Source organism: Paludibaculum fermentans (genome assembly GCF_015277775.1).
Taxonomy (GTDB): domain Bacteria; phylum Acidobacteriota; class Terriglobia; order Bryobacterales; family Bryobacteraceae; genus Paludibaculum; species Paludibaculum fermentans.
In genome coordinates this window covers 6581966-6593730 of the sequence record NZ_CP063849.1, presented here as the reverse complement: position 1 = coordinate 6593730, position 11765 = coordinate 6581966, and the positions used below count along the sequence as shown (strand labels likewise).

Below are 11765 nucleotides of genomic sequence, written 5' to 3'. Positions count from 1 at the left end.
GCTCGCCCGGCAATTCCAGAGATGCCGGCAATTCGAGGAGCTACATGATTGGTCTATCCAACGGCATGGATCGCGTCGAGTCGGCACGCCTAGCCGAACGATCTACCGTTATTCTCTCATAAGACTTATCGTAGGATAGTCAAAATATCCGAAAGATTTACAGGTGGCTGGTTTGCAGTGCACTCATCCGAAGCTCGGCTTTGACGCCTCGCCTCTCAATGCGCTATCCTGACCATGTACAACTTTGGGTAAGGGTCTGTAAGTAGAATCAATGGCGAATCATTTTTCATCGCTGAAGCGTGTGCGCATCACTGAGCGTCGCACGGAAGTTAACCGGATGCGGAAGAGCCGCCTGCGCCATGCCATTCGCGCCATGCGCCGGGCTGTTGAAAAGAAAGACGTGGCTGCTGCCACGGCACTCCTGCCGCAGACCTTCTCTCTTGTCGATCGCGCCGCCAAGTGGGGCATCATCAAGGACAATACCGCCTCGCGGTATAAGTCCCGCCTCCACAACCGCCTGAAGTCGCTCACCAGCGCTCCGGCCGCGGCGTAGCAGAAGTCCAACCAGCCTCAATTTCAACCGCGGCGCACTCAGTGCGCCGCTTTTCTTTTGCCTCCGCCTCCCCCCCTGCCTCACTTTCGATTGACATTTCAGTATAATCGGACACGTGAATCCCAGACCCTCGTCGATCCGCTGGCTCATTCTCGCCATCCTCTTTATAGTCACCACCAATAATTACCTGGACCGGATCATGCTCACGATCCTCAGTCCGGTCATTCTCGACGACCTCCATTTCTCGGAGCTGGAGTTCGGCTACGTCAACAGCGCCTTCCAGTTCGCCTATGCCGTGGGCTTCCTCATCATGGGCAAAGTGATTGACAGCAAAGGGACTCGCTGGGGCTACTCCGTGGCCATCGTCTTCTGGAGTGTGGCCGCCGGCCTCCACTCCCTCGCGCGCAGCTTCGTCGACCTCAGCTTCTGGCGAGGCCTCCTGGGCCTGGGAGAAAGCGGCAACTTCCCCGCCGCCATCAAAGCCGTATCCGAGTGGTTCCCCAAGAAGGATCGTGCTCTCGCCACCGGCATCTTTAACTCCGGCACCAATATCGCTTCAGTTTGCGGACCACCCGTCTTTGTCTGGATGAACTTCCATTACGGCTGGCGAGCCTGTTTCCTCATCACCGCCTCCACGGGTTTCATCTGCCTCATTCTCTGGTGGTGGATCTACCGCCAGCCCCGCCAGCACAAATGGGTAAACGAAGCCGAACTGGCCATCATCGAGAGCGATCCGGACGAGAAGATCGAGACCCAAATCACCTGGAGCCAGGCGCTTCGCATCCGCGAAACCTACGGCTTCGGCCTGGCCAAGTTCTTCAGCGATCCTGTCTGGTGGTTCTATCTCACCTGGCTCGCCCTCTACTTCAAGCGCGCACGCGGTCTCAGCCTCCAGGAAATTGGCTGGGCCGTCCCCGTCATCTACTTCACCGCCAGCTTCGGCAGCGTGGCTGGAGGCTGGGTCAGCGGTTTCCTCATCGGGCGCGGCTGGGAGAGCGGCAAAGCCCGCAAAGCCACCATGGCCCTTTTCGCCCTGTGTATGCCCCTGGCCGCCACCGCCGTGGCTGTCGAGTCGACGATCCTCGCCATTGCCCTCATCAGCTTGGCCACGGCCGCTCATCAAGGCTATTCGGCCAATCTGTACACCACAGTCAGCGATGTCTTTCCCAAGAGCGCGGTCGCTTCGGTCATTGGCATCGGCGGCTTCATGGGCGGCATCGGAGGCGTGATCTTTACGGCCCTTCTGCCCGGCTACCTGGTCACCCACTACGGCTACACACCTGTCTTTGTGATGATGGGCACGTTCCATCTCATCGCCTGGACTTGCACCCAGGTGTTCATGGGCAAGATCCAAAAGATCACCGTGCCTGTCTAGTGTCACCCTTTCCGCCATCTGGCATCATTGGGAATAACTATGCCTATGTACGAGTACCGTTGCACCGAATGCGGCCATCTGTATGAACAGCTCCGCCGCATGTCCGAGGCGGATAGGCACCTGGTCTGTCCTCGTTGCGCCTCGCAGCACGTGGAGCGGCGCGTCTCAGCCTGCGCCGTCGGCTCCTCGTCCTCCGGCGGCAAAGGCGGCGGCTGCATCCCCACCGGACGCTTTACCTGAGCCCGCTAACCTCGGCGGCCCGGGTGGTCGTCTAAACAGTCTCGAGTTGGGTTTGCCGGGTCTCCGGCAGCAGGAAGACCAGCAGCGAAGCCGCAAGGAAGAATGCGGAGTTGAGTCCCAGCGCCGCGCCTAGCCCAAAGTGATCGGCCAGGGACCCAACTGCATACGGCGCCAAGGCGCTCAAGCCCCTTCCAAAGTTGTACACAAAGCCCTGTCCCGCACCGCGGATGGCCGTCGGGTACAACTCCGCCAGCATCGTCCCAAATAGCGAAAAGAAACCCGTGCCGAAGAACCCGATGCACGGTCCCAACAACAGCAGCAGCATGGGGGAGATCCGCGGGGCCAGTCCATACAGCGGCGTCAGTAATGCCGCCACGCCCACATAGAACGCAAAGGCCGGCCGCCGACCGAACTTGTCCGCCAGGACTCCAAAACACAGGTATCCATAAAACGCGCCCATCTGGACCGCGAACACAAATCCGCTCGTCTTCAGGATGCTCATGCCGGCTCCGCCCTGCTCAGTGGGCGATGAGAGGAACCCGGGCAGCCAAGTGAACAGGCCCCAGTAGGCAAACAACACGCTGGTGGCGAGGATCGTCGCGAACAAGGTCCTGCGCCCCACCGGCGGCCGGAAGATGCCCATAAAGCTGGCCTTCCCGGTCGACTTCACCCAGATCTCCGGCTCTTCTACCTTGCGCCGGATAAACACAGTCACCAGCGCGGGCAACACACCCGCCAGAAACAAAGCCCGCCAGCCATACGCCGGCAGGATCCACGCCGACAGCCCCGCCGCCGCCATATACCCCAGCGCCCAGCCCGATTGCATGAAGCTCACGGCCTTTGCCCGATGTTCCGCCGGCCACGACTCCGCCACCAGCGTTGCGCCAGCCGACCATTCCCCTCCGAGCCCCAGGCCCACCAGCGCCCGCCAGAAAATCAGGTCGACGATCCCGCGCGACGTCGCCGTGCCCGCCGATGCCAGCGAGTAAAGCAGGATGGTGTAGATCAACGTGCGCCGCCGCCCGATCCTGTCGGAGACAACGCCCGCGACGATGCCGCCGGCCGCGGATGAAATCAGCGTCACCGACGAGACCAACCCGGCCTGCGCGTTCGTCCAGCCGAACTCCGCTTTCAGGGTCGTCAGGGCGAAGACGTACAACAGTACGTCCATCGCGTCGAGCATGAAACCCAGTTGGGCGGCCCACAACGCCAGCCAGCGGGGTGTGGAGAAGACACCTTCAAAAAACCGCACGGATAGGGGTCAGTATAGCCTTAATGGCCCCGCCGCTCGCACCGCGACACGATTCGCCAGGCACAGCCCGCTCGCCGAAAAATTCTCTCTTCCCGTGAGCCTTCCCGTCTTCGCGTTGCGGGTTAGAGGCGAGGGGACCTGCAAATGTTCATTTCTCGACTGGGCGTCGTCCTGGGACTGCTCGCCTGCCAAAGCATCGCTTCCGCGGCCGCCATCATCCAGCTCCAAAGCCTGGAAGCCTACATCCACTACGGCGGCAGCTCCGTCCCGAAGGCCAGCTTCACCAGCGCATCGCCGCAGTTCACTTCCGCGCTCGATGCGGAGAATCTGGGCAGCTTCAGCTTCACCTGGACCAATCTCACGGGCGCGGATATCTCGAATCTGCGCTTCACGCTCTTCCTGGACCCAGACATCGACCGCGACACCAACTCCTTCTTCAATGAATACGGTGACTACATCTCCAACGCTCTGCCCGTCCTGGCGCCGGTAGGCGCGCTCCCATTCACCAGTTGGGAGATCGACGAACCCGAATATGTTTTCGGCAACATCTACACCCACACCCTCACCGGAGCACTCGACGAGACCATCGGTGTCCCTTCCAGCACACCCGATGACGTATCAGCGGCCATCCAGTTTCTGATTCAAACGATGCACCAGGGCCAGTCCCTGTATGTCTTCGGCACTCTCAGCCTCACGGACGCCGCCGGGCTGCAGCTCGTCGATCCCGACTCCAACATCGCCTTGTACTTCAACGCCTATGCGCAACTCGGTCCCTACACCGGTCCGCCCCCTCCGCCGCCTCCACCGCCCACGGGCGTCCCGGAACCAGGCACTGCGCTGCTACTCGCCTCGGGCCTGAGTGTCTGCCTGTCCCGCCGCATTTGGACCTCGGCCTTTTCCCGCCGCCGCTAGGCCGCTGCCCGGAGGAAATCATGAACACCCGCACCCTATCTCTTTGCGTACTTCCACTGGCCGCCGCCGGGTGGCTCTGGTCACAGGCCACACCGGACCTCGTCGTCACCGCCATCACGGGCTCCGTCACTACGGACGCCCAGACCCTGGTCACCACCGGCACTCTCAGCGCCACGGTGAAGAACCAGGGCTCGGCCGCAACGGCCGGTTCGTTCCAGGTGCGCGCGTTTGAGGATCGCAATGCCAATGGCAAATACGACAGCGGCACAGACCAGTCCCTGGGCACGGCTACAGTGAACTCGGCACTGGCCGTCAATGCCGGCACGCCCGTCAGCATCACGCTGGGCGGAACTCTTCAATTCAAAGGCAATATTCTCTACGTCCTCGCCGACTCCGCTTCTGCGATTGCTGAGCAGAACGAAGAGAACAACGTGCGCCACACGGGCCAGAACAGCAAGTTCACTCCGCCTGCCTCCACCGCCCTCAACCCGCAGGTAAAGTGGCTGCGCGACACCTTCTTCGACGTCCCCGCCAGCCGCGCCGTCACTAACACGCCCGTCGTCGGAGACGTGAATGGCGACGGCGTACCGGATGTCGTGTTCACGACCTTTGAACTCATCACCGGCGAATTCCAGAACGGCGTGCTGCGCGTGGTTTCCGGTGATACGGGCTCACCCCTGCTGTCGATCACGGACCCCGCGCTCCGCGTGCATCCCGGAGCCGGGGTGACGCTGGCCGATATTGATGGCGATGGCCGTCCGGAGATCATCACGGCGGACGAATCGTGCCGTCTCATCGCCTTTGAGCACGACGGCGGTTTGAAGTGGCGCGGCATCCAGCAACTAGCGGGCCCCCTGGCGCAGACGAACTGCTGGGTGGGAATCTCGGCCGCCGACCTGAACGCCAACGGCACCATCAACCTGGTGGTCGGCAACATGGTATTCAACGCCAACGGCACACTGCTCTGGACCGGCGCCGGCAGCACCGGCGGCTTCGGCGCCACGGCACGCGCCTCCGTGGTGGCCGATCTCGACTTGGACGGCAAGCTGGAAGTTATCGCCGGCCCCACCGCTTACCGCGCGGACGGCACCATCTACTGGGACAAAACCGGCGCCGCCTATGGCGGCTGGGGGCTCTTTGACGGCTTCGTAGCAGTCGGCAACTTCGACGCCGACCCCTACCCGGAGGTTGTCGTCCGGCCCAACGGCAGCTTCAGCCTCTACCTGCTGGAACACGACGGCTCCCTCAAATGGGTCTCCGACGCCCCCGGCGCATTCGCGCGCGGCGGCCCCCCGGTGATCGCCGATTTCGACAACGACGGGCAGCCCGAGATCGGCGTGGCCGACAATGCGCATTTCATCGTCTATGAGACCGATGGCGCCATGAAATGGAGCGTGCCCATCCTGGATGGCAGCTCCGGCGTCACCTCCGCCTCTGTCTTCGACTTCAACAGCGATGGGAGTGCCGAGGTCGTGTTCGCCGATGAACAGTTCTTCTACATCTTCCGCGGCACCGACGGCGCCATCCTGAATCAGTTTCCACGCTCGTCGAGCACCGCTTTGGAGATGCCCGTAGTGGCCGATGTGGATGGCGACGGGCATGCCGACATCGTGGTCCCGGCGGTGCCCGGCGGAGCCACGCCCCAACTCGGCGTACGCGTCTATTCCGGCGCAAACGGTAACTGGGCCAACTCGCGCAAGCTATGGAATCAGCACGCTTACTCCATCACCAACATCAACGACGACCTGACAGTTCCCCGCGTTGTCACCCCCAACTGGCTGACACCCGGCCTGAACAACTTCCGCGTGAACGGACTACTGCCCACTTCATTGACTGCGCCCAACTCCGCACCGGATCTCGTCCCGTCGCTGCTGCGTCGCATCGACAGCAACTTCCCGGCCCAGACGCTGCTGCTCGCCCGCATCGGCAACGGGGGATCGAGCCCAGCCGGCGTCCACCGCGTGGAGTTCCGCAATGGTTCCGGCGGGCCGCTGCTGGGTGCGGTGAACACTTCGCACCCGCTGGCTCCGGGCGAGTTCGAGGACGTCCAGGTGGTATGGCTGAACCCGCCGGCGGGGGCGTTGAACCTCGTCGTCACCGCCGATACGGCGGCCGCGGTGACGGAAGGCGACGAAACCAATAACGTCGCCGCTGCACAACTGCTGATCGGGCTTGGCCCCACCACCGCGGTCGACGACCTGATCTCCCGGTTTAAGGACTCCGGCGCCGATCTCAAGTGGACACCCGTGCCGGGCGCGGCTTCCTACAACATCTACCGGCGTAGCGGCGCTGCCGGAGCGACGTCCATCCGGAATGGGCTGGTGACCACCCTGGGCTCTTACTCAGACCAGGGCCTCACCAACGGTACAACCTACTTCTACAACGTCCGCTGGGTCGACGCGAAAGGACTGGAGTCGCCGCTGGGCACGGAATCCTCCGCCACCCCCATCCCTCGCACCCAGCGCGGCGATACACCCCCCACCATCACCAGCAGCCCCATCACACGGGTCCGTACCGGTGTTGCCTACCAATACATGCCCGTGGCAGCCGATCCCGATGCCGGCGAAGTGCTCACCTGGCTGCTCACCGCGCCGCCCCAGGGCATGACCATCAACTCCTCCACCGGCCGCCTCGATTGGACGCCCGGTGCGGGGCAGGGCGGCGCCTATCGCATTCAACTGCGTGTTCGCGATTCGAAGGGCCGTGAAGCCCTTCAAGCCTTCAACCTGTTTGTCGAAACCCAGGTCATCAACAATGCACCACTCTTCAGCTCCCGGCCGCCCACCAGCGGCAACGTAGGCCGCGTCTATGCCTATACGTTGAAAGCCACCGACCCCGATGCGGGCGAGGTGCTGACCTTCGCCCTCGTCAGCGGGCCCGGCGGCATGACCGTCAACCCTTCCACCGGCCTGCTGCAGTGGACCCCGTCCTCCGCCGGAACATTTCCGGTATCCGTCCGGGTCAGTGACATAGCTGGCGCCACAGCCAATCAGTCCTGGTCGCTGCTGGTGGTGAACCAGAACCACGGCCCCGTGATCACCACCACCCCACCGCCCACCGGCCGCGTGGGCCAGACCTACAGCTATGCCCCCAAGGCGACCGACGCCGATGCCGGCGATGTGCTGACGTGGTCCCTCCGGGCGGCGCCGAATGGCATGACCATCAACCCGCTCACCGGCGTCCTGCTCTGGAATGCCGCCGTCGCCCAAATCGGGAGCAACCCGGTCACGCTGGAAGTGCGCGACATCATCGGCGCGATTGCGACTCAAACCTGGAACATCACCGTCTCGGCCGTGGTGAACGGTCCACCCGTCATCACCTCCACGGCGCCCACACAATCGCAGGTGAATGGACTCTACATTTACCAGGTCACTGCCACCGACCCTGAGAACGACGGCCTGCTCTACAACCTGCTCACCGCCCCCACCGGCATGACCGTCTCAAACCTGGGCAAGATCCAGTGGACCCCGGCGGCCAACCAGACGGGCGCCAATAGCGTAACAGTGCGTGTGGGCGACACCTTCGGCAATGGCGTGACGCAGAGCTTCGTCGTCACCGTCAGCGGCGCCGACACCACGCCCCCCACCGTCACCATCCTCTCGCCCGCACCCAGCACCACGGTCTCCGGCGACGTCACCGTGCGTGGTTCGGTGATCGATGCCAATCTCAAGTCCTGGGAACTCGAATACCAGGTGAAGGGCGATGCCTCCTGGACTCGCCTCGCTGAGGGCACCACCAATGTGACCAATGCGGCGCTGGCCGTTCTGCCCAGCTCGTTGCTCGCCGACAATCCCTATCTCATCCGGCTGGTGGGCCGCGACCAGACCCAGGTGGCAACGGCGTTCCAGGAAATCATCGTCAGCTCCGGTGAATACAAACCGGGGGCCTTCTCGGTCACCTTCAACGACATGACCGTGGCCACAGCCGGCATGCCCATCGTCATGCGGCGCATCTATAACTCCACCAAACCCTATGCCAACGACTTCGGCCGTGGCTGGTCTCTCGGCTACGGAGAGTTCGACCTCCGGTCCGATGCTTCGTTCAATGTCTTCGTCACGCTGCCCAGCGGGCGCCGCGCCAAATTCGCCTTCGCGCCCATCCAGAGCAATCCCCTCTTCCCGACTCTGGACAACAACTACGTGGCTCCGGCCGGCTCTGGAGACGAGCTCGTCAATCTCGACTGCCCGCAGTTCTTCGGCGGTGCCCAGGGCATGGTCTGTCTCGGCGGCAATGCCGCGTTCCAGCCCTACAATCCCCGCAACTTCCGGCTGAAGACACGCGAAGGGCTGACGTTCCTGCTGTCCAATGGCCTGGTCACCGAAATCCAGGACCGGGCCGGCAACAGGACCCAGGTCGCCCCCAATGGCGTGACTTCGTGGACCGGACGCAGTGTCGTCATCACCCGCGACGGCTCGGGCCGCATCACCGAAATGGCCGACACCCGCGGCGCCCGCCTGCGCTACACCTACGACTCATTAGGCCGCCTGCTCAGCGTCACCGATCAGCTCAGCAAGGTCACCACCTTCGTTTACCTCGGCTCGACGCACTACCTGACGGAAATCCATTCGCCCAACAACTGCACGGGGATTAAAGAGGAATATGACGCTACTGGCCGCGTCATCTCCTCCACCGATGCGGCCGGCCAGAAGACATCCATCGCCTACGATGTGACGGGCCGCACCCGCACCGTGACCCTGCCCGGCGGCACCATCGTGACGGAAGCCTATGACGCCCAGGGCAACCTGCTGTCGCGCAACGATGGCACCGGCCGCACCACCACCTACACCTACGATGCCGGCAACCATCTGACCAGCATCCAACTGCCCTCCGGCCGGCGCGCGGTCTTCACTTATGACGCCGCCGGCAATCTGCTCTCCGAGGCGAATACCCCGCTGGTGGGCAGCCCCCTCGTCACCAGCTACCAGTACACGGCCCAGAACCTCATCGATACCATCACCAAGCCGAATGGCGACACGGTTCGTCACATCTACGATGCCACCGGAAACCTGCTCACCCGCGAGGTGCGCAACGCCGCCAACGTCCTGGTGGAGTCGGAGTCGTCCACCTGGGATGCGCAGGCGCGGCGCATTACCCGCACCTCCGGCGGCGTCACGAAGACGTTTGCCTACAACGCAACTTCAGACATGATCTCGGAACGGTGGCCCAGCGGCGCAACGTGGAATTACTCCTATGACTCGGCCGGCAACCTGGTGAGCTGGTTCGACGCCAACGGCGTCCAGACCCAGATTGAGTTCGACAACTACAACAAGGTCACCGCCGTGAAGCAGAACGGCGTCACGCTGGCCAGGTATAGCTGGAATGAATTCGGCAAGCTGGCCTCCGCGATCGACGGACTCAACCAGGCCACTACCTACGGCTACAACTGCGCGGCCGAACTGGTGTCGGTCACCGACGCCCAGGGCCATACCCACCAGTACACCCGCAACTCTCGCAGCCAGGTTTCGGCCAGCATCGACATGCTCAGCCGCCAGACCTCTTTCCTCTACGACGGAGCGGGCCGCGAAACAGCCCACACAACACCGGACGGCGGCGCTACCTCCTCCGTCTGGTCGCCCGACTCCATGCTGTCCTCCCTCACGCGGCCCACCGGTGGCGTCATTCAGACCAGCTACGACGGCTACGGCCGTATCGCTACCGAAACCCGCCCGGACCGCAACATCACCTACACCTTCGATAACCTCTCACGCCTCTTGCAGGGCACAGAGGTGCATGGCCTCACCACGCTGCAGACCGCAATGACCTGGAATGCGGCCAACCGTCTTGTCACTTCCACGCAGACCGGCGGCCGCACGGTAAGTGTCGCCTACGACCAGTCCGGCCGACGGACTTCGCTCACCGCCCCCGACGGCAGCATCACCAATTACTCCTACGACACAGACGGCCGGTTGTCACTGATCGCCACCGGCGTGAACTCCACCAGTTTCACGTACGACGGCAACGGGCGCCGCACTTTGATGACGCACAGCAACGGGGCTTCCGTCGCCTACGCCTACAACGGCCGCGGGCAGTTGACCAGCCTGATCCTACGAAATGGCTCGGGCGGGGTCATTCGCTCGTGGCTGCTCAGCTACGACGCGGTCGGCCGTAAGACCGGCGCGGTCATGAACGACGGCACCATCGCCTGGACCTACGATTCACTCAACCGCCTGACGGGCGAGACCATCACCTCGGCGGGCTTGGGCAACCGCAGCCGGACTTGGTCCTACGACGCGGCGGGCAACCGCCTGGATTCCGGCGCCGTGTTCGGCACCGATCACCGCCTGGTGCAGAACGCTGCCAACGCCTTCACATACGACGCCTCGGGCAACCAGACCGCCCGCGGAGCCACCAATTTCACCTTCGATGTCATGAACCAGATGAAGACCGGAGCGAACATCTTCGCCAACAACGACATGTTCGGCCGCCGCATCAAACGCTCCGCTGACCTCGACCACGTCTACGACGGACTGAACCTCGTGCAGATGTACAACTTCGGCACCGTGTTCGAACGCTTCACCTTGCATCCGGATACCGGCGAACCGCTGTTCCTGACGCAGGGCGCCAACGCCTTCTTCTATATACCCGGGTTGATGCGCTCCATCTGGGCCATCACCGATGCCTCCGGTACCGTGGTCCAGAACTATGCTTACGACGCCTGGGGCGAGATGCTGCAGAACAACGGCAACTTCCTCTTCTCCGCCGTCCGCTACAATCCGTTCACCTACACGGGCGCTTACCTGGATATCGAAACCGGAACCTACCACATGCAGGCTCGCGACTACGATCCCACCCTCGGCCGCTTCCTGCAGAAGGATCCGGTGCTGGGCTCGTTCTATGATCCGAAGTCGCAGCACCCCTACGCCTATGCCTTGAATAATCCGCTCAACTACACCGATCCCAGCGGGCGCGTCGCCGCGGTGGAGTACATGCTGATGATCAAGGAGAATCACATGCTCAAGGCCTCCGGCGCTGTCGCTGGAACGGGACTCGGGTTTAGCGGCAACATCCTCTACTTCCTGGGTGACTTCCTCGGGAAAGTGAGTCCGTCCGGGTTCGACCTGGCGACCGCATGGAGCCAGTCGGCCAAGGCGGCATCCAACTACGGCGAGGCCGTGAACAAAGTCGCCAGTTACTTTGACACCGAAGACCTGCCCTTCGCTGACGGCTTCATCAATGGGATCCAGGCGGGGAATCCGGCGGGCTGCGGCGTGACGGCACCCGGGGCCAACAACGTCCTGCCCCCAGGCTTCGGCAATGCTCCTCAACTCAACGGTGTCGGCGGCCTCGGGTTCCAACCGACCATTGGCCCCAACGGCTTCAGTATCCAGCCCAAGGCGCCGTCGATCCTGGGCTTCCAGGCGGGCGGGTTGGGCTGCGGCCAGTCTCTGGCGAACAGCTGGATCTCGGCCAACGCACCGTAAACCCGTTTCGAC

At 63.0% G+C, this 11765-nt stretch carries 6 protein-coding genes; 5 read left to right on the top strand and 1 reads right to left on the bottom strand.

Annotated elements, in window-relative coordinates:
* Positions 1-271: 271 nt before the first annotated feature.
* The 3 genes from rpsT to IRI77_RS25955 all read left to right on the top strand — a co-directional run bounded on the left by rpsT (position 272) and on the right by IRI77_RS25955 (position 2168).
* On the top strand, positions 272-553 hold the full coding sequence (gene rpsT / locus IRI77_RS25965; protein ID WP_194447905.1) for a 30S ribosomal protein S20: 282 nt from the start codon (positions 272-274) through the stop codon (positions 551-553).
* A gap of 115 nt (positions 554-668) precedes the next feature.
* Positions 669-1928 (top strand): MFS transporter, encoded by a 1260-nt coding sequence (locus tag IRI77_RS25960; RefSeq protein WP_194447904.1) that lies wholly within the window; start codon positions 669-671, stop codon positions 1926-1928.
* A 45-nt stretch (positions 1929-1973) separates the two neighbouring features.
* Entirely contained in the window at positions 1974-2168 is a 195-nt protein-coding gene (locus IRI77_RS25955; protein WP_194447903.1) for an FmdB family zinc ribbon protein, read from the top strand.
* A gap of 31 nt (positions 2169-2199) precedes the next feature.
* Here the strand turns inward: IRI77_RS25955 and IRI77_RS25950 are convergent, their stop codons facing one another.
* The gene (locus IRI77_RS25950) at positions 2200-3420 is read right to left on the bottom strand and encodes an MFS transporter (RefSeq protein ID WP_228486320.1); all 1221 of its coding nucleotides are present in this window, start codon (positions 3418-3420) and stop codon (positions 2200-2202) included.
* 144 nt (positions 3421-3564) lie between these two features.
* On the opposite strand from IRI77_RS25950, the gene IRI77_RS25945 reads away from it, so the two are divergent.
* Positions 3565-4332, top strand: a complete 768-nt coding sequence (locus IRI77_RS25945) for a PEP-CTERM sorting domain-containing protein (RefSeq protein ID WP_194447902.1) — start codon at positions 3565-3567, stop codon at positions 4330-4332.
* 20 nt (positions 4333-4352) lie between these two features.
* A complete protein-coding gene (locus IRI77_RS25940) occupies positions 4353-11753 on the top strand; it encodes a putative Ig domain-containing protein (RefSeq protein ID WP_194447901.1) in 7401 nt (2466 codons plus the stop codon).
* Positions 11754-11765 lie beyond the last annotated feature (12 nt).